Consider the following 15550-nt stretch of genomic DNA (forward strand, 5'->3'; position numbering starts at 1 on the left):
CGCGGCAGGCGCGGGCTCGGCGACCGCCGCCGGCGCCCCCGCGCCGCTCTCGGCCTTCAGCCGCTCGAGCTTCGCGCACATCGTCGCGGCGGCGGCCGCGTCCGGTTCGGCGCTCGCGCGGTAGTCCGCGAGCTGGTCGGACAGCACGTCCTTGGTTTCCAGGAACGCGTCGACCATGTCCTTGGTCAGCGTCAGCTCATGGTTGCGCGCGCGGTCGAGCAGCGATTCGAGGATGTGCGTCGTATCGGTCAGCGCGGAAAAGCCGAACGTCGCCGCACCGCCCTTGATCGAATGCGCGGCGCGAAAGATCGCGGCCAGGTCTTCGGGGTCGGGCGAGTCGACGTCGAGGTTCAGCAGCAGCTGCTCCATCTGCGCGAGCAGCTCGTCCGCTTCGTCGAAAAAGGTCTGGTAGAACTGAGTGATGTCGAGAGTCATGCCCGGTCACCGGTTGAATTCGTCGCGTTCATGTCAGGAGGCGGCCGGCTCGGACAGCGTCGCGACCAGGTCGACCAGCACGGCCGGGTCGATCGGCTTTTCGATCCAGCCGGTCGCGCCCGCGTCGCGCGCGGCGTCCTTGAAGGCATCGCTGCCCTCGGTCGTCAGCACGAGGATCGGCGTGTCCGCATACGCGGTCAGCTTGCGCAGCGCGGCGATCACCTCGAGCCCGTTCTTGCGCGGCATGTTCTGGTCGGTCAGCACCAAGTCGTACGGCGCGGTTGCGGCCATGTCGAAGCCGGCTTCGCCGTCCGGCGCCACCGTCACGTCATAGCCGGCCTGTGCAAGCGTCGCCTGCAGCAGTGCGCGCATGGTCGCGGAGTCGTCGATGGCGAGAATGGTTCGGATCATGTCTGTCTCGGAAGCTGGTCTTGTCGATGTCAGGGTTTCGGTACGGCGACGGCGGATGCCGCGAGCGCGGGGCGCACGGCCGGCGCCGCGCTGCCGAGCTGCTGCGCGAGCTGCTTCGAGCCGGCCGCGTCGGCCGACAGCGTCGTGGTCGTTGCGTCGTCGCGCATCAGCGCCTCTTCGGATTTACGGTTCAACACGATCACGCTGATCCGGCGGTTTTCCGGATCGAGCGGATCGGCCTTGTTCAGGTTCTGCGTCGACGCGAGGCCGAGCACGCGCAGCACTTTCGCCTCGTCCATGCCGCCGGAAATCAGCTCGCGGCGCGACGCGTTCGCGCGGTCGGCCGACAGCTCCCAGTTGCTGTAGCCGCCCTCGCCGCCCGCGTACGGCACGGCGTCGGTATGGCCCTGGACGATGATCCGGTTCGGCACGTCGTTCAGCGTCTTGCCGATCTCGCGCAGGATGTCGCGCATGTACGGCTCGACGCGGTCGCTCGACATCGCGAACATCGGCCGCTTCTGCGTATCGACGATCTCGATGCGCAGCCCCATCAGCGTCGAATCGATGCGGATCTGCTGCTTGAACTGGCGCAGCGTCGGGTTGGCCTCGATCGCCGCCATCAGCTTGATCTGCAGGTCGTGCAGGCGCGTCTGCTCGAGCCGGTCCTGCGCGCCCTGCGCCTGCGAGCGCGTGTTGTTGTCGCCGGTCTTCGCGATGCGATCGGCGAGCTGCGTCGTGCCGTCGGTGCGGCGCAGCGTGCCGGCATCGGCGCTCGACAGGTCGCGACCGCCGGCGTTGAGGATGCTGGAGTCCTGCGAATTGCGGTCGCCGCTGCCGAGCAGCGCGGCCTTCAGCGGCGTGTTGAAGTATTCGGCGATCCCCTTCAGCTGCACCGGCGTGACCGAGCTCAGCAGCCACATCAGCAGGAAGAACGCCATCATCGCGGTCATGAAGTCCGCATACGCGAGCTTCCATGCGCCGCCGTGATGGCCCTTCTTCGCCGGGGCCACCCGCTTGACGACGATCGCGCGATCCTTGCTCTTGCTCATCGGGCGCTCCGCGTCACTTCGCCTTCACGCGGCGCACGTGCTCTTCGAGCTCCGAGAACGACGGGCGCTCGGTCGAGAACAGCACCTTGCGACCGAACTCGACCGCAATCGCCGGCGCATAGCCGTTCAGCGTCGCGAGGATCGTCACCTTGATGCACTGGAACATCTTGGTCGACTCGGCGACGCGCTGCTCCGCGAGGCTCGCGAGCGGCCCGATCAGCCCGTACGACAGCAGGATCCCGAGGAACGTGCCGACCAGCGCCTGCGCGATCATCGCGCCGAGCACCGCGGGCGGCTTGTCGGCCGAGGCCATCGTGTGCACGACGCCCATCACGGCCGCGACGATCCCGAACGCCGGCATCGCGTCGCCGACGCGCATCAGCGCGTGCGCCGGGCCTTCGCCTTCCGCGTGGTGCGTCTCGATCTCCTCGTCCATCAGGCTCTCGATCTCGAACGCGTTCATGTTGCCGCCCACCATCAGGCGCAGGTAGTCGGTCAGGAATTCGACGATGTGATGATCGGCGAGGATCTTCGGGTATTGCGTGAAGATCGGGCTCTTTTGCGGATCGTCGATGTCGGCCTCGAGCGTCAGCGTGCCTTCCTTGCGTGCCTTCGCGAGCAGCACGTAGAGCAGCGCCATCAGCTCCATGTAGACGTCCTTCGTGTACTTCGAGCCCTTGAAGAGCGTCGGCAGCACGCGCAGCGTCGCCTTGATGGTCTTGCCGCCGTTGCCGAGGATGAACGCGCCGACGCCGGCGCCCGCGATCATCAGGATCTCGACGGGCTGGATCAAGGCGCCCAGATGCCCGCCTGCCAGCGCATAACCGCCGAAGACGGACAACAGCGTCACGAGAGTTCCCACGATAATCAGCACTGCCTGTCCCTCACGATAGACCGGCGGGAAGACCGCCGTTAAACAGGTTTACGGCAGTCGGCAGGAAAACTTTCGCGGCCGCCCGGCGGCGGCCCGACGGTGTTTACCAGCAATTCGCAGACGATTCGCGCGGCCCGCGGGCGCCTGAGCGCCCCGCCCGGCGGCGCTCAGGCCGCGGCAGCAGCCAGTTCGGCGCGTGCGGCGGCAGCCTTGCGGGTCTTGCCCGCGCGCGACGGCGGCTGGCACAGGCCGCACACGAAACCTTGATGCGGATCATGCGCATGCGCGACGAAGTGGCCGCCGCAGCGCGTGCACGGGGTCATCTGCAGCATCCCCGAATCGAAGAAGCGCACGAGCGTCCATGCGCGCGTGAGGCTCAGCGCGGCCTCGTCGCCGGACAGGTTCACGTGCTCCAGATAGAGCCGGTACGCCTTCACGATCGACTGGATCGGCTCGCAACGGCCGTGGTCCTGCATGAACCGGTAGATGTTGTAGAACAGCGACGAGTGGATGTTCGGCTGCCACGTCATGAACCAGTCGGTCGAGAACGGCAGCATCCCCTTCGGCGGCGATACGCCCTTCAGTTCCTTGTACAGCTTGATCAGACGGTCCCGCGACAGGCTCGTCTCCGCTTCCAGCAGCTGCAGCCGGGCGCCCAGTTCGATCAGTTCGATGGCGAGGGTGATTTCCTTCACCTCGATCACGACGCTTTTGCTTGCCATGGTGATAACCGTCCGCTTGACGTTGTTCGGATGGATGGCCAATACGCTGCCTGCCGGCGCGGCACGCCGGGACACAACGCAAGGCGGGATGGATCAGCGGACGCCTTCGACCTGCTGCCCGGCCATCAGGATGGCCGAGTGGGCGTGCGCGACGACATCGCTGCGGCCCTTGTCGGCGAGCGACGACAGCAGCGCGTGATCATCGAAGCGGAAACGGCACAGCATCTGGTTCGACGCAGCCAGCTTCACGGTCTGTGCGAGCGTGAGGTTGGCGAGCACGTCGGCGAGTTCCTGGGAAATGCCCATGCGGAACATGCCCATCGCCTTGTCTTCCCGCAGCAGTCGTTGCGCGAGGAGGAGGTACGACAGGTTGACCTCTTTGATCTCACTGAGCATTTCGCTGGTAGCGCTCATGATTCCCCCGTTAAAGAGCTTTGCTTTGGCCATTCGTGTTATGAAAACGTTTGCTCGTTCGGAGCGCTCTTGGCGCTCGGTCGGCTCGTTTATAGTCTTACAGGGCGAATTTTGGCCAAACGGCATTTACGCCGGTATCAGCGAAGTGGCGTATGCCATGCAGGATTTGTCTGTAAACCGTGTAGGAATTTTTCCGACAAAGCGAATTGAAAGGAGCAATCGGAAAAACGGGTTGCAACGCGGATTCGGTTGCGAGGCGCCCGATGGCCGCCGCGCGGTGGCGGAAGGCTTGCCGGCAAGGCTGCCGACAATCGGATCGGTAAAAATTGTAGTGCTTTTTCACGATAGCGCAACAATAGTTGCGGCCATCTCGCTTCACGATTCCGCGCCCTTTTTCTCGGGGTTTTCGCGTATTTCATCGTGTAACAAGCCTTAAGTGTTTGAAAAAACACTCGAACCCTTCAGGGCGATATCGATAATGGACTCCAATGGGCGGCGGCGCGAGCCGTGCCGGCCCGCCCCGCAGCTTGCCGTCCGGCGCCCCGCGCACCCCGCCCAGGGCCCGGCCACGTACCGCCAAACGCGGGCGTCGGCGAGTTCCGCAACGTTGGATGGGATCCACAGCGGCGCCACGGCGCCCACGGATCGAAACCGGAGAACACCCATGCGAATTGCCCAGATCGCGCCGCTTTACGAAGCCGTTCCGCCGAAACTCTACGGCGGCACCGAGCGTGTCGTGTCCTACCTCACCGAGGCGCTCGTCGAACTCGGCCATGACGTGACGCTGTTCGCCAGCGGCGACTCCGTCACGTCGGCCCGTCTCGAGGCGGCGTGGCCGCGCGCACTGCGGCTCGACCCGTCGATCCGCGATTCGATGGCGCCCCACATGCGGCTCCTCGAGCAGGTCGCCCGGGTCGCGCACGAATTCGACGTGCTGCACTTCCACCTCGACTACCTGCCGTTCCCGCTGATGTCGCGCCTCGATACGCCGTACGTGACGACGCTGCACGGCCGCCTCGACCTGCCGGAGCTGCAGCCGGTGTTCGACGCGTTCCCGGACGCGCCGGTCGTGTCGATCTCGAACAACCAGCGCAAGCCGCTGCCGCAGGCCGCGTGGGCCGGCACCGTGTATCACGGGCTGCCCGACACGCTGCTCACGCCGCAGCCGGGCGTGAAGCCCGAATACCTCGCGTTCCTCGGCCGGATCTGCCCCGAAAAGCGGGTCGACACCGCGATCCGGATCGCCGCGCAAAGCGGGCTGCCGCTGAAGATCGCCGCGAAGGTCGACAAGGCCGACGCCGACTATTTCAAGGAAGTGATCGAACCGCTGCTCGGCGAGGCGCACGTCGAGTTCATCGGCGAGATCAACGAGGCGCAGAAGCCTGCGTTCCTGTCCGGCGCGAAGGCGCTGCTGTTCCCGATCGACTGGCCGGAGCCGTTTGGCCTGGTGATGATCGAGGCGATGGCCTGCGGCACGCCGGTCGTCGCGTTCAATCGCGGCTCGGTGCCGGAAGTGATCGAGGACGGCGTGACCGGCTTCATCGTCGAGGACGTGCAGGGCGCGGTCGGTGCGCTGCACCGGATCGACACGCTGTCGCGCACCGCGATCCGCCAGCGTTTCGACACGCGTTTCAGCTCGAAGGCAATGGCGCAGCGTTATGTGGAAACTTACGAATCGCTTTGCACGGCGACCAAGCAACCGGTATTGCGCCGGGTCGCGGGCGCCTGATACGGAAATCCGCGCCGAAATATTCGGTAAAATCCGCGCCGAAATCGGCGCGCAAAACAAAAGAGCCGCATCGTCGATGCGGCTCTTTCTATTTGGCTTTCAGTCATTCGATCGCGAAACGCTCGCGGTTTTTCCCGACGATCCAATTCGGCGGCTTGCCGCGCCCGCTCCAGGTTGCACCCGACTTCGGATCGCGGTACTTCGGCGGCAGCGGCGCCTTCTTCGGGGGGCGCCCGCGCCGTGCCCGCTCCGCGAACCCCAGGTCCTGGGCCGTCAGGCCGTATTCGGCAATCATTCGCTGGACGTCGGCAATCACCGCCGCCACTTCCTGGCGGCGTACGTCGTCCGCCTGGGCCTGCAGATCGGCGATCTGCGCCTTGAGTTTCGCGTATTGAGACATTTTTCGACTCCCCTTTTCGATGATGCGGCCCCGGCGAATCCGGCCGGGACACCAACATCCGTTACGCCATCCGCACTGCCGCCCTGCCCTTCGAAATAAATGCTGTCATCTTTAACCGAATCGTCTATATCGAGAATGCGGACTTATTCTAATAAAAGGTATTCGTCAGCCATTCAAATTTAACAATCGTTGACCCTCCCGGACCCGATTCATTTCCTATAATCCAGACCAATTCCGGGCGATGGAATAAATCCGCAGTGTCGTCCGGCGGTCTTCAACCCACTTGGACGAGGTCCTTACATGAATCTTTCTCAGCGTCTCGCTGCAGAGGTATTCGGCACGTTCTGGCTGGTGCTCGGCGGGTGCGGAAGCGCCGTGCTGGCTGCCGCCTTTCCGGGCCTCGGCATCGGCTTTGCCGGCGTCGCACTTGCCTTCGGCCTGACCGTGCTGACGATGGCATTCGCAATCGGCCACATCTCGGGTTGCCACCTGAATCCGGCGGTGAGCGTCGGTCTGACGGTCGCCGGCCGCTTCCCGGCACGCGATCTCGCGCCGTACATCGTCGCGCAGGTCGTCGGCGCGACGCTCGGCGCGTTCGTGCTGTACCTGATCGCGACCGGCAAGCCGGGCTTCGACGTCGTCGGCAGCGGCTTTGCGACGAACGGCTTCGGCGATCGCTCGCCCGGCCACTACTCGCTGACCGCATCGTTCATCTGCGAAGTCGTGATGACGGGCTTCTTCCTGTTCGTGATCCTCGGCGCGACCGACAAGCGCGGTGTGCCGGCCGGCTTTGCGCCGATCGCGATCGGCCTGTGCCTGACGCTGATTCACCTGATCTCGATCCCGGTCACCAACACGTCGGTGAACCCGGCGCGCTCGACCGGCCCGGCGCTGTTCGTCGGCGGCGACGCGATCGGCCAGCTCTGGCTGTTCTGGGTGGCGCCGCTGATCGGCGCAGTACTCGCAGGGATCATTTACCCGCTGGTCGCCGGGCGTGACGACGCCGTCGACCTGCTGCCGGCATCGGCTCGCACAAGCGAATAAAACACTACGGGGTCAAGCGAGCAGAGCAGCGAGCCTCACGCTGTCCAAGAACATCGAGGCAGGCAATTTCGACGGGCGCCCCTGGCGCCCGTTTTTCATTTCCGCTCCGGAAACGCGCGCGGGGCCGGGCGCTCAGGAAGCGGCGACGTTGCCCTCGAGCGAGAACAGCGTGCGCAGGTGGCGGGCAACGCCCGCATCGAAGTTGTTGCCGATCCGCGGGATGTGCGGCAGCCGCGCGACCAGGTCGGGGTTCGCGTTGTTCATCATGAACGCGTGACCGGCGGTTTCGAGCAGGTCGATGTCGTTCATGTTGTCGCCGAACGCGATGCAGTGGCCGGTATCGACGCCGAGCCGCGCGAGCACCGTACGCAGCGCGCGGCCTTTCGACACGTTCGCGGTCATCACTTCGAGACAGTCGGGCAGCGAGTACGTGACGTACAGCGCATCGCCGAAACGCACGCGCATCTGCTCGGCGACCACGGCCAGATCGGCCGGCTCGCCGATATACAGCACCTTCGCGATATCGGCGCCGTCATGCGCGGCCATGTCGATCACGTCGTACCGGAAGCCCGAATCCTGGTGGAAATCGAGCAGGTGCGGCGCATCGCGGTCGATCAGCCAGCCGTCGTTGGTGAACAGGTTGACGATCACGCGGCCGTGCGCGCCGGTGACGTCCGGCTGCACGAGGCCGCGCACGATCGCGGGATCGATGTCCTGCGCGTGGATCGTCGTGTCGTCCGGCGCGTGCACGCGCGCGCCGTTCGACGTGATCAGGTACGGCCGGATGCCGAGCACGTCGCGAATGCCGGCGACGTCCGCATAATGGCGCCCCGTCGCGATCACGAACTGCAGGCCGTCGCGGTCGAGCCGGCGGACGGTGTCGATCGTGTACGGGTCGAGCTGGTGGTCGCTGTTCAGCAGCGTACCGTCGAGATCGGTGGCGATAACTTTGTACATGGGACGGGAGAATGGCGCTCAGGGCTCTGCGGAATCGCCATTTTAACGTCGTGCCCGGCGGCGCGCCGGACGGTTCCCCACCAGGTGCCGCCTTCGAGGCTGCTGCGACGCGCCGCCACCCCGCCCCATCCCGGCTTCAGCCGCCTTCCGCCGCCCGCAGCGCCTGCAGCGCGAGCCGCAGCGCGCCATGCGCCGAATCGTCGAGCGGCGCGCGCAGCCGGGCGGCGTGACGCGCCGGCACGACCGGTGCGAGCGCGTCGGCCAGCCCGCCGCACAGCGCGACCGGGAGCGCCTGCTGCGGATCGAGCGCATCGATCATCTTGCCGATCTCGTCGCCGGCCTGCGCGATCAGCGCGCCGGCTACCGGATGCGTGCGATGCGCGAATACGATCGGCGCGAGGCGCGCGTAGATTGTCTGGTTCGCATCGCACGACCACTGGACGAGCGCGTCGCGATCCTGCGCGCCCGTTTCCGCGAGCAGCGCATCGGCAAACGCGTCGCGCGGCACGCGGCCGTCGAGCGCCTGTTGCGCGTACGCGAGCGCGCGCACGCCGAGCCACGCGCCGCTCGCCTCGTCGCCGGACGGAAAGCCGAAGCCGCCCGCGATCCGGCACGCGCCGGCCGCGTCGAGCGCCGCCGCGATGCTGCCGGTGCCGAGCGCGACGATGAGCCCCGGCGCGCCGCCGTGCGCACCGACGACGGTCGTATATGCGTCGCTCTCGATCGCGAGCGCGCCGAGCGGCGCCTGCGCGCGGAACGCGGCCAGCCACGCCGCGTTGTTGACGCCCGCGAGCCCGCAGCCGAGCGCGCACTGCGGCCAGTTGAACGCGAAGCCGGCCTGCGTGAACGCATCCGCGCACGCGGCGCCGATCGACGCCCATGCGCGCTCGATGCCGAGGCCGAGACCCGACGGGCCGCCGCGCCCCTGAGCGAGCTCGCGCCCGTGCCGGTCGGCCAGCACCGCGCGCGTACCCGTGCCGCCGCCGTCGATGCCGATCGCAAAAAGTAATGCCGCCATGCCTTCATCCTGCTGATTCGAACAGGCGCCAAGCTTAACCGGATCGGCGCCGCACGCCCATCTGCCGTTCGGCCTGCTATCCCGCGAAAAGGGCTTCCGCTATGCTGGCGCGATCGAATCGACACTGAAAACGAGGTAGACGATGTCGCAGCGGTGCAACTGGGTGAAGACGGAAGCGGACGCTCACTATCACGATACCGAGTGGGGCGTGCCGTCGCACGACGATCGCCACCTGTTCGAAATGCTGATCCTGGAGGGTGCGCAGGCCGGGCTGTCGTGGTCGACGATCCTGAACAAGCGTTCGGGCTATCGCGAAGCGTTCGCGGATTTCGACGTCGACGCCGTCGCGCGCTTCACGCCGAAGCGCATCGAGAAGCTGCTGGAGAATCCGGGCATCGTGCGCAACCGCGCGAAGGTCGAATCGGCGGTGACCAACGCTCGCGCCGTGCAGCGCATCCGCGAGGAGCACGGGTCGCTCGCCGCGTTCCTGTGGTCGTTCGTCGGCAACACGCCGGTCCAGAATGCGTGGCAGTCATACCGCGACGCGCCCGCGTCGACCGAGCAGTCCGACGCGCTCAGCAAGGCGCTGAAGGCGTACGGCTGCAAGTTCGTGGGTTCGACGATCTGCTATGCGCTGATGCAGGCGACCGGCATGGTCAACGACCACGAGGTCGACTGCCCGTGCCACGCGCCATGCGCGGCGCTCGGCGGCAAGCAGCCGGCACGGAAGCGCAACGCGGGCTGAGGGCGCCGGCGCAAGCCGGGGGCCCATCCGGCACGGCTGCCTCGCGGCAGTGGGGCGCCGCCCGCTTACCGCGCGGCGCGCGATGACGCCGGTACGACCGGCCGCGCGCTTCGCGCGGCCCGCGCGCGCGCGCTGCGCTTCTTCACCCAGATGCAGATCCCGGTCACGCTCAGCATCGCGATCACGACGCCGAGCACGCTCACCGCGATCCGTCCCGCCACACCGGCAATCCGCCCCGAGTGCAGCGGAAACTGCGCCTGCATGAACAGGTCGCCGGCCGAACCGCGGCCCGGCACCAGGGCCGCGACGGGCTTGCCGGTCACCGCACTCCAGTACAGCCACGCGTTACCGAGCCCGACGTCGCCGTGGTCGTTGCCGGGCGTGAAGAACCCGACCGCATAGGCGTTCATCGCCGGGGCGAACAGCAGCGCGCCGGGCGGCGCGGTGATCCCCGCGTCGCGCCCGGCCGAGCGCGCGATCTCGACGATCCGCTCGCGCGACAGCACCTGGCTGCCCGGCGGGGCCGGCGGGAAATGTTCGGGATTCGTATACGGCGTCTCGGCGAGCGGCGAAACCTGCGAGACCAGCGGGCGCACGACCGGAACGGCGAGGTTCATCGAGATCGATGTGACCGCAACGACCAGCAGCAGCCCCCACACCCACACGCCGCCCGAGCGGTGCAGGTCGAACACGAGCGGATAGCCGCCGCGCCGCACGCGGAACGCGAACGACTTGCGCCAGCTTTTCAGGTTCGGAAACGCGAGCACCAGCGCGATCAGGCAGTCGGCCGCCCACACGATGCCGACGACACCCATCGCCCAGAACCCGAAGTCGATCCCGCGGTACTCGGGCAGGAACAGCGAGTAGTGCAGCCGGTAGATGAACGGCATCAGGTCGAGCCGCGCGAGCGACAGCGCGCCCCATTCGCGGCGGCCCTGCACCACGCCGGTCGCGGGATCGACGGCGACCTGGCTGAAGCCGAGCGCGTACGGCTGGCCGGTCGCCGGATCGGTACGCGGCATCACGCTCGCCTGCAGCGTGTGCCCCGGTTCGACCGCGAGCGGCAGATAAGTCACCTGCACACGCGGATCGGCGGCCTCGATGCGCGCCGCGAGTTCGAGCGGTGCAAGCGGTGCGGCGCCGCTGCGCGCGGCGTAGAAATCCGGATTCAGCGCCGCGTCGAGCTCGTGGTCCCACGCAATCAGCGCGCCGGTGAGCCCCGCGACGAACAGGAACAGCGCGATGGCGAGCCCGAACCAGCGATGCAGGCGGACGAAAAACGGTCGCAGGAACGCATTCATCGCGTGCGCAGCGACAGGAAGGCGGGCCGGCAGATGCGGCGGCCCCGGTTCGACGGAAGACGGGTCATGTGATGTCAAACGCCGCGCAAGCGCCGTCCGGCCGCGCCCAGGCGAGGCCGGATGCCCTTGTGCGCGGCGTGGAAATGTTGCGCGGTCGGCGGGTTTTGATACGATGCGCAACATTTTAACTCAATGCGAATGATTCTTACTTGCATTTTTACTCACCCGTCATGACCGCCAGCCTCGCCCGTCCTCCCGTCCGTCCACGCCGTGTGGCCGCCGCCCTCGCCTGCCTTGCCGCCTCGCTCGCGCACGCGGACGATTCACCCGGCGACGCCGCGGTGCTGCCGGCCCTCAACATCACGGCCGCGCACGATTCGCCGCAACACCTGACCGACACGATCTCGACCGGCGCACTCGGCACGCGCCGCCAGCTCGACACGCCGTTCTCGACGACGATCGTCACGCAGGAAGAGCTCGAGGCGCGCCAGCCATACAAGCTCGGCGACGTGTTCGCGAACGACGCAGCGGTGTCCGACAACAGCGGCGCGTACGGCGCATGGGCAAGCTACATGACCGTGCGCGGCATGCAGCTCGACTGGCAGAACGGCTTCAAGATCGACGGGCTGCCGTTCGTCACGTACGGGATCACGATGCCGTACGAGCAGCTCGAGCGCGTCGAGCTGCTGAAGGGGCTCGGCGGCTTCCTGTACGGCTTCGTGACACCGGGCGGCGTCGTGAACTACGTGACGAAGCAGCCGGGCGCCGAGCCCGTGCGCAGCGTCGACGTCGGCTACCGCAGCACCAACGTGTGGACCGAACACGTCGATCTCGGCCAGCGCTTCGGGCCGAACAACATGTTCGGCGCGCGGCTGAACGCGACGCACGAGGAAGGCAAGACGTACAACGACGGCAACATCCGCCGCGACAGCGTATCGCTCGCGCTGCAGGCGAACCTGACGCGCGACCTGTCGGTATCGTTCGGCGCGCTGTACCAGGACCGCCGCACGACCGGCCAGACGCCGTCGATCTTTACCGGCAGCTATCCGGGCGGCGCGCTGCCCGCGACGATCAGCGGCGGGTCGACGAACCTCGGCGGCAAGGACCAGTACCTGAACACGAACCTGCAGCTCTATACGGCCGGGCTGCAATACCAGCTCGCGCCCGACTGGCAGCTCGACGTCGCGTACAGCTACAGCAAGGCGACGCGCCGCCGCAACGAAAGCACGCTGTACCTGCAGGACGCAGCCGGGAACTACACCGACAGCCGCTACGTCGGCATGGAGGATCACCGCTTCAGCCAATGGCGCGCGATGGTCGAGGGCAAGGTGCGCACGGGCCCGTTCAGCCACCAGATCGTGCTCGGCGCATCGTGGCAGAAGCAGGCGAACGACTACTCGGCGAACAGCGTCTTCGTGCCGCTCGGCGCCGGCAACCTCTACGCGCCGAATCCGTACCGCTATGAAAGCCCGCACGGCTTCATCCAGTACCGCACGAGCGAGATCGTGCAGAAATCGCTGTTCGCGAGCGACACCGTGCAGCTCACCGGGCGCTGGTCGGTGCTCGCCGGCGTGCGTTACATGAATTACGAGCAGCGCTCGTTCCAGGCGAGCGGCGCCGAGGACCCCGGCTATCGCCAGAACGGCGTGGTGACGCCGACCTTCGCCGTGATGCTCAAGCTCGCGCCGACGACCACCGCCTACGCAAGCTACGCCGAATCGCTCGAGCCGGGCAGCCGCGTGAACGACGTCTACGCGAACGCGGGCCAGGTGCTCAAGCCGTTGCGCAGCAAGCAATACGAGCTCGGGATCAAGAGCGAGCACGCGCGCTGGAGCGCGACGGCCGCGCTGTTCCGCATCGAGCGCAGCGCCGAATATGCGAACGCCGCGAACGTCTACGTGCAGGACGGCGAATCGATCATCCAGGGCATCGAGGTCGGTGCGCGCGCGAAATTCGGCGCGCACTGGAACGCGGGGGTCGACGCGATGCTGCTCGACGCGTGGTACGCGAACGGGATCGGCAACAACGGCAACCGTGTTGCAGGCGCGCCGCGCTTCGTGCTGGCCGGCGACCTCGGTTATGCGGTGCCGGGCGTGCCGGGGCTGACGCTCGGCGTCGACGCGAAATTCACCGGCGCGACGCCGCTGCGCGCGGCCGGCGGCCTCGATGCGCCGGGCTTTCTGGTCGTCAACGCAGGCGCGCGCTACCTGACGCGGGTCGGCCGCCACGACGTGACGCTGCGCGCGTCGATCGACAACGTGCTGAACCGCCGCTACTGGGAATACCAGTACGCGGACTACGTCAAGCCGGGCGACCCGCGCACGGTGAGCCTGAGCGCGAAAATCGACTTCTGAGCGCCGCGCCGGCGGTTGGCGGCCGCCGGCGATCAGTCGGAACGCCCGCCAAAGCCGCACCGCGGCGGCCTCGGGACTTTCCCGGACCCCACAAGCAAAACGGCGGAGTGGCCTCTTGCGAGGCACACTCCGCCGTTTCGCGGCGAACCGTCAGACGCTCTTAGTGGAGCTTCTTCGGCAGCATCTGGCTGCGCAGGCGCTTGTGCAGGCGCTTGACGGCTGCTGCCTTCTTGCGCTTGCGGACTGCGGTCGGCTTTTCGTAAGACTGGCGCTCACGCAGTTCAGCGATCAGGCCATTTTTTTCGATAGCACGGCGAAAGCGGCGAATCGCCACTTCGAACGGCTCGTTTTCTTTCAGAAGAATCGTCGTCATGTCGTTCCTAAATTGCTTAAACGGTCAAAAACGTAGCGGCCAAGCGCCACGCACCGGCCATCCGAGCGTCCCCCAACAACAGGCGAAACGAGCGGAAATACGGCCTCGGAGGCCGGAAATGAGAGGCGGAAAGCACCGCGAGTACGCTTCACAAGCCGCGTGCAGCGCCGCGTTTGACTGCCAGCAGACATGCCGAAAACGGCAGAGGCTTGACAGAAATCTCAATTCAGCCCGCCATCATAGCAGGGAATCACAGACAAAACCACCCCTTTGTCGGTCGCGTGTGCACAGCGTTACGACTGCGTGCCCGGGCCGGTCTCTGCCCCCGTTAATGCCGGCATCGCGTCGCGCCCGTTTGAAATGACAAATATGGATAAAAAATCGGGCCGAATCTCAATGCGCCCCTCAAGTTTTGTTTTGGTGCGCCGAAATCCTGCTCTGAGGCGGCCAGCAATGAACGAGTGCTTCCGCCGACGCCAAAACGGCTTTCCAGGGCTTTCGGCTTAAACAGGAGAATTTCCATGCTCGGAATTAACAGCAACATCAACTCGCTGGTTGCACAGCAGAACCTCAGCGGCTCGCAAAACGCCCTGTCGCAGGCCATCACGCGCCTGTCGTCGGGCAAGCGCATCAACAGCGCAGCAGACGACGCAGCAGGCCTCGCGATCTCGACCCGGATGCAGACGCAGATCAACGGTCTGAACCAGGGCGTGTCGAACGCGAACGACGGCGTGTCGATGATCCAAACGGCATCGAGCGCACTGTCGTCGCTGACGAACAGCCTGCAACGTATCCGCCAGCTGGCCGTCCAGGCGTCGACGGGCACGATGTCCACGACCGACCAGGCCGCACTGCAACAGGAAGTTGCGCAGCAGATCCAGGAAGTGAACCGTATCTCGTCGCAAACGACGTACAACGGCACGAACATCCTGAACGGCAACGCAGGCATCGTGTCGTTCCAGGTCGGCGCAAACGTCGGCCAGACGATCTCGCTGGACCTGAGCCAAAGCATGTCGGCAGCCCAGATCGGCGGCGGCGTCGTTCAGACGGGCCAGACGGTCGGCACGATCACGGGCCTGAGCCTCAACGCAAGCGGCGCATACACGTCGTCGGGCGCAACGATCACGGCCATCAACGTGACGTCGGACGGCAAGGGCGGCTTCACGTTCACCGACCAGAACGGTTCGACGCTGTCGAGCACCGCAGCATCGGCAGTCTTCACGACGTCGGCAGGTACCGCGTCCAACGGCCAGGCCGTCACGCAGATCTCGATCAGCGCGGGCGCGACCAGCTCCAGCATGTCGGCAGCATCGCTCACCGCGATCTCGAACGCCGTTGCGCAGATCAACGCCGTCAACAAGCCGTCCACCGTGTCGACCCTCGACATCAGCACGGTCAGCGGTGCGAACGTCGCGATGGTGTCGATCGACAACGCGCTGCAGACGGTGAACAACCTGCAGGCAGCACTCGGCGCGGCGCAAAACCGTTTCACGGCAATCGCCACGGCGCAGCAAGCGGAATCGACCGACCTGTCGTCGGCACAGTCGCAGATCACCGACGCGAACTTCGCGCAGGAAACCGCGAACATGTCGAAGAACCAGGTGCTGCAGCAAGCAGGCATCTCGGTGCTCGCACAGGCGAACTCGCTGCCGCAGCAGGTCCTGAAGCTCCTGCAGTAATCGCGTAGCAACCCACGGCCGGGCTCCGCGTAACGCGCGGCCCGG

Annotated in this window: 18 protein-coding genes; 6 read left to right on the top strand and 12 right to left on the bottom strand. The window is 66.3% G+C overall.

Annotated features, from left to right (window positions below):
- The 6 genes from BLA15945_RS22280 to flhD all read right to left on the bottom strand — a co-directional run.
- Window positions 1–435: Hpt domain-containing protein (locus BLA15945_RS22280; RefSeq protein WP_174993399.1), on the bottom strand; the 435-nt coding region annotated here is incomplete at its 3' end.
- Window positions 436–468: 33 nt separating this feature from the next.
- Window positions 469–846: a response regulator gene (locus BLA15945_RS22285; RefSeq protein WP_034188085.1), complete on the bottom strand. Its 378-nt coding sequence runs from the start codon at window positions 844–846 to the stop codon at window positions 469–471.
- A gap of 29 nt (window positions 847–875) precedes the next feature.
- A complete protein-coding gene (gene motB / locus BLA15945_RS22290; RefSeq protein WP_059232703.1) occupies window positions 876–1895 on the bottom strand; it encodes a flagellar motor protein MotB in 1020 nt (339 codons plus the stop codon).
- A 13-nt stretch (window positions 1896–1908) separates the two neighbouring features.
- Window positions 1909–2769 (bottom strand): flagellar motor stator protein MotA, encoded by an 861-nt coding sequence (gene motA, locus BLA15945_RS22295; protein WP_006482649.1) that lies wholly within the window; start codon window positions 2767–2769, stop codon window positions 1909–1911.
- 167 nt (window positions 2770–2936) lie between these two features.
- On the bottom strand, window positions 2937–3491 hold the full coding sequence (gene flhC, locus BLA15945_RS22300) for a flagellar transcriptional regulator FlhC (RefSeq protein WP_034209584.1): 555 nt from the start codon (window positions 3489–3491) through the stop codon (window positions 2937–2939).
- A gap of 93 nt (window positions 3492–3584) precedes the next feature.
- The gene (flhD, locus tag BLA15945_RS22305; RefSeq protein ID WP_011350590.1) at window positions 3585–3905 is read right to left on the bottom strand and encodes a flagellar transcriptional regulator FlhD; all 321 of its coding nucleotides are present in this window, start codon (window positions 3903–3905) and stop codon (window positions 3585–3587) included.
- On the opposite strand from flhD, the gene BLA15945_RS37730 reads away from it, so the two are divergent.
- Both BLA15945_RS37730 and BLA15945_RS22310 read left to right on the top strand, forming a co-directional pair.
- Window positions 3904–4341 carry a hypothetical protein gene (locus BLA15945_RS37730; RefSeq protein ID WP_233464280.1) on the top strand — a complete coding sequence of 146 codons (438 nt, stop codon included), beginning with the start codon at window positions 3904–3906 and terminating at the stop codon, window positions 4339–4341. The genes flhD and BLA15945_RS37730 overlap by 2 nt on opposite strands.
- A gap of 228 nt (window positions 4342–4569) precedes the next feature.
- Window positions 4570–5634: a glycosyltransferase family 4 protein gene (locus tag BLA15945_RS22310; protein WP_059232704.1), complete on the top strand. Its 1065-nt coding sequence runs from the start codon at window positions 4570–4572 to the stop codon at window positions 5632–5634.
- Window positions 5635–5737: 103 nt separating this feature from the next.
- Here the strand turns inward: BLA15945_RS22310 and BLA15945_RS22315 are convergent, their stop codons facing one another.
- Window positions 5738–6034, bottom strand: a complete 297-nt coding sequence (locus BLA15945_RS22315; protein WP_059232705.1) for an H-NS histone family protein — start codon at window positions 6032–6034, stop codon at window positions 5738–5740.
- A 300-nt stretch (window positions 6035–6334) separates the two neighbouring features.
- On the opposite strand from BLA15945_RS22315, the gene aqpZ reads away from it, so the two are divergent.
- Window positions 6335–7078 (top strand): aquaporin Z, encoded by a 744-nt coding sequence (gene aqpZ, locus BLA15945_RS22320; RefSeq protein ID WP_006477345.1) that lies wholly within the window; start codon window positions 6335–6337, stop codon window positions 7076–7078.
- Window positions 7079–7210: 132 nt separating this feature from the next.
- On the opposite strand, the gene BLA15945_RS22325 is transcribed toward aqpZ, so the two are convergent.
- Window positions 7211–8035, bottom strand: a complete 825-nt coding sequence (locus BLA15945_RS22325; RefSeq protein WP_059232706.1) for a Cof-type HAD-IIB family hydrolase — start codon at window positions 8033–8035, stop codon at window positions 7211–7213.
- A gap of 136 nt (window positions 8036–8171) precedes the next feature.
- The gene (locus BLA15945_RS22330) at window positions 8172–9053 is read right to left on the bottom strand and encodes a BadF/BadG/BcrA/BcrD ATPase family protein (RefSeq protein WP_059232707.1); all 882 of its coding nucleotides are present in this window, start codon (window positions 9051–9053) and stop codon (window positions 8172–8174) included.
- A gap of 142 nt (window positions 9054–9195) precedes the next feature.
- On the opposite strand from BLA15945_RS22330, the gene BLA15945_RS22335 reads away from it, so the two are divergent.
- On the top strand, window positions 9196–9798 hold the full coding sequence (locus BLA15945_RS22335) for a DNA-3-methyladenine glycosylase I (protein ID WP_059232708.1): 603 nt from the start codon (window positions 9196–9198) through the stop codon (window positions 9796–9798).
- 65 nt (window positions 9799–9863) lie between these two features.
- Here BLA15945_RS22335 and BLA15945_RS22340 read toward each other — a convergent pair whose 3' ends face one another.
- On the bottom strand, window positions 9864–11099 hold the full coding sequence (locus tag BLA15945_RS22340) for a PepSY-associated TM helix domain-containing protein (RefSeq protein WP_059232709.1): 1236 nt from the start codon (window positions 11097–11099) through the stop codon (window positions 9864–9866).
- 230 nt (window positions 11100–11329) lie between these two features.
- Here BLA15945_RS22340 and BLA15945_RS22345 point away from each other — a divergent pair, with 230 nt between their 5' ends.
- Window positions 11330–13453: a TonB-dependent siderophore receptor gene (locus BLA15945_RS22345; RefSeq protein WP_174993400.1), complete on the top strand. Its 2124-nt coding sequence runs from the start codon at window positions 11330–11332 to the stop codon at window positions 13451–13453.
- Window positions 13454–13613: 160 nt separating this feature from the next.
- Here the strand turns inward: BLA15945_RS22345 and rpsU are convergent, their stop codons facing one another.
- Both rpsU and BLA15945_RS22355 read right to left on the bottom strand, forming a co-directional pair.
- The gene (gene rpsU / locus BLA15945_RS22350; protein WP_006401410.1) at window positions 13614–13826 is read right to left on the bottom strand and encodes a 30S ribosomal protein S21; all 213 of its coding nucleotides are present in this window, start codon (window positions 13824–13826) and stop codon (window positions 13614–13616) included.
- Window positions 13827–14154: 328 nt separating this feature from the next.
- On the bottom strand, window positions 14155–14349 hold the full coding sequence (locus tag BLA15945_RS22355) for a hypothetical protein (protein ID WP_155627096.1): 195 nt from the start codon (window positions 14347–14349) through the stop codon (window positions 14155–14157).
- On the opposite strand from BLA15945_RS22355, the gene BLA15945_RS22360 reads away from it, so the two are divergent.
- Complete coding sequence (locus tag BLA15945_RS22360) at window positions 14348–15505, top strand: flagellin (RefSeq protein WP_059232711.1); 1158 nt, start codon at window positions 14348–14350, stop codon at window positions 15503–15505. The genes BLA15945_RS22355 and BLA15945_RS22360 overlap by 2 nt on opposite strands.
- Window positions 15506–15550 lie beyond the last annotated feature (45 nt).

Source organism: Burkholderia arboris, from assembly GCF_902499125.1.
GTDB classification, from domain to species: domain Bacteria; phylum Pseudomonadota; class Gammaproteobacteria; order Burkholderiales; family Burkholderiaceae; genus Burkholderia; species Burkholderia arboris.

Excerpts from the sequence above, each read along its gene's own strand:
- BLA15945_RS22325 (WP_059232706.1), bottom strand. The coding sequence starts at position 8,035 with ATGTACAAAGTTATCGCCACCGATCTCGACGGTACGCTGCTGAACAGC.
- BLA15945_RS22340 (WP_059232709.1), bottom strand. The coding sequence starts at position 11,099 with ATGAATGCGTTCCTGCGACCGTTTTTCGTCCGCCTGCATCGCTGGTTC.
- BLA15945_RS22335 (WP_059232708.1), top strand. The coding sequence starts at position 9,196 with ATGTCGCAGCGGTGCAACTGGGTGAAGACGGAAGCGGACGCTCACTAT.
- rpsU (WP_006401410.1), bottom strand. The coding sequence starts at position 13,826 with ATGACGACGATTCTTCTGAAAGAAAACGAGCCGTTCGAAGTGGCGATT.
- BLA15945_RS22310 (WP_059232704.1), top strand. The coding sequence starts at position 4,570 with ATGCGAATTGCCCAGATCGCGCCGCTTTACGAAGCCGTTCCGCCGAAA.
- BLA15945_RS22285 (WP_034188085.1), bottom strand. The coding sequence starts at position 846 with ATGATCCGAACCATTCTCGCCATCGACGACTCCGCGACCATGCGCGCA.
- motB (WP_059232703.1), bottom strand. The coding sequence starts at position 1,895 with ATGAGCAAGAGCAAGGATCGCGCGATCGTCGTCAAGCGGGTGGCCCCG.
- flhC (WP_034209584.1), bottom strand. The coding sequence starts at position 3,491 with ATGGCAAGCAAAAGCGTCGTGATCGAGGTGAAGGAAATCACCCTCGCC.
- BLA15945_RS22315 (WP_059232705.1), bottom strand. The coding sequence starts at position 6,034 with ATGTCTCAATACGCGAAACTCAAGGCGCAGATCGCCGATCTGCAGGCC.
- BLA15945_RS22355 (WP_155627096.1), bottom strand. The coding sequence starts at position 14,349 with ATGGAAATTCTCCTGTTTAAGCCGAAAGCCCTGGAAAGCCGTTTTGGC.
- BLA15945_RS22330 (WP_059232707.1), bottom strand. The coding sequence starts at position 9,053 with ATGGCGGCATTACTTTTTGCGATCGGCATCGACGGCGGCGGCACGGGT.
- BLA15945_RS22345 (WP_174993400.1), top strand. The coding sequence starts at position 11,330 with ATGACCGCCAGCCTCGCCCGTCCTCCCGTCCGTCCACGCCGTGTGGCC.
- flhD (WP_011350590.1), bottom strand. The coding sequence starts at position 3,905 with ATGAGCGCTACCAGCGAAATGCTCAGTGAGATCAAAGAGGTCAACCTG.
- BLA15945_RS22360 (WP_059232711.1), top strand. The coding sequence starts at position 14,348 with ATGCTCGGAATTAACAGCAACATCAACTCGCTGGTTGCACAGCAGAAC.
- BLA15945_RS37730 (WP_233464280.1), top strand. The coding sequence starts at position 3,904 with ATGATTCCCCCGTTAAAGAGCTTTGCTTTGGCCATTCGTGTTATGAAA.
- aqpZ (WP_006477345.1), top strand. The coding sequence starts at position 6,335 with ATGAATCTTTCTCAGCGTCTCGCTGCAGAGGTATTCGGCACGTTCTGG.